Source organism: Mesorhizobium sp. M7A.F.Ca.CA.003.01.2.1, assembly GCF_003998945.1.
GTDB classification, from domain to species: Bacteria; Pseudomonadota; Alphaproteobacteria; order Rhizobiales; family Rhizobiaceae; genus Mesorhizobium; species Mesorhizobium ciceri.
Genome location: NZ_RZRA01001386.1, coordinates 1 through 970, shown reverse-complemented (window position 1 = coordinate 970; position 970 = coordinate 1). Strand labels below are relative to the sequence as shown.

The window sequence follows — 970 nt, the reverse complement described above, 5'->3', positions numbered from 1 at the left end:
GCTTCAGCCTGTCGACGGCATAACCCGCCGCTTCCCAGGGAAACCAGGCCCGCACCACCGGATAGCCGGGATAGCTGTCGACAACCGCCGGCTGCCGCAACAGCTTCATCTTGGCGCGTGCCTTGAAGCCGAAGACACCGTCACCGAACAGGGCGGCGAGCACAGCCGCTTCATGACCGTGCTCGATCAACTGTTCGGCCAGATGATGCGTGCTCGACTGAACGCCGCCACTGAACTCGGGCGGGTAGCCGTTGCCGCCTGCAAAGAGAACTTTCATGATCGGGCTCCTTGTCGCATCTCGTATTCCTTGCTCGGAGACAACAGGCAAAGGCCGCCGCCTCGCTTTCGACGTCAGGCAAGTTTCGGCGGCTCCAGATTGGCGAAGGGATTGGTACAGGATTGCCAGCCGGTAAACCGGATCGGGTCGTTGGGCGAACTGCGCCAGGCGTAGTCCGTCAGCATATGGAATTCGGCGACGACCCAGCGGTCGAAATGCAGCAGATCTTCCCGCTTCCGCCGGGGCAGCAAGCGACGCGCGGCGCCCAGTTTGAGCTCCTCCACCAGGGTGACGGCATCACTCAGTTTTTCGCTTGGGAAATTCCATGGATTCCTGTCGCGGAACGCCAGCACGAACTGCTGCAGATGCTCGATGCGGATGTTCAACTTGCCAAGATATTTTTCCAGCGTGACGCGCACCAGATCCTCGTCCGAGAAGGAGGAAACGGTGGCGTAGGCGACCCCCGTCGAAACCACTCCGCCAGCCAAGACGGCCAGGGCCGAGCGTCTGGAAATCTCGATCATGCGATACCTCCTTTCACGCGATCCGGCTCGCCGCCCGCAAGGACAGCGCTGCCGCGGTCAGGCTCGGGTTGGCGCAGGAGCAGCTCGGATAGGTGCTGGTGCCGACGACGACCAGGTTTCTGAGCTGATGGTGGATCATGCCGCTGTCGACCACAGAATCGGCCGGGCC

Annotated in this window: 2 protein-coding genes and 1 pseudogene; all 3 read right to left on the bottom strand. The window is 62.1% G+C overall.

The window, feature by feature from the left end; translation table 11 throughout:
• Nucleotides 1–277 (bottom strand): annotated as a pseudogene (locus EN969_RS32860) (glycosyltransferase family 4 protein); the annotation flags it as partial.
• 74 nt (nt 278–351) lie between these two features.
• Nucleotides 352–801 carry a hypothetical protein gene (locus EN969_RS32855; RefSeq protein ID WP_013528107.1) on the bottom strand — a complete coding sequence of 150 codons (450 nt, stop codon included), beginning with the start codon at nt 799–801 and terminating at the stop codon, nt 352–354.
• Between the two features lie 13 nt (nt 802–814).
• A partial coding sequence (locus tag EN969_RS32850; RefSeq protein WP_348632431.1) for a GMC oxidoreductase occupies nt 815–970 on the bottom strand: 156 nt, incomplete at its 5' end.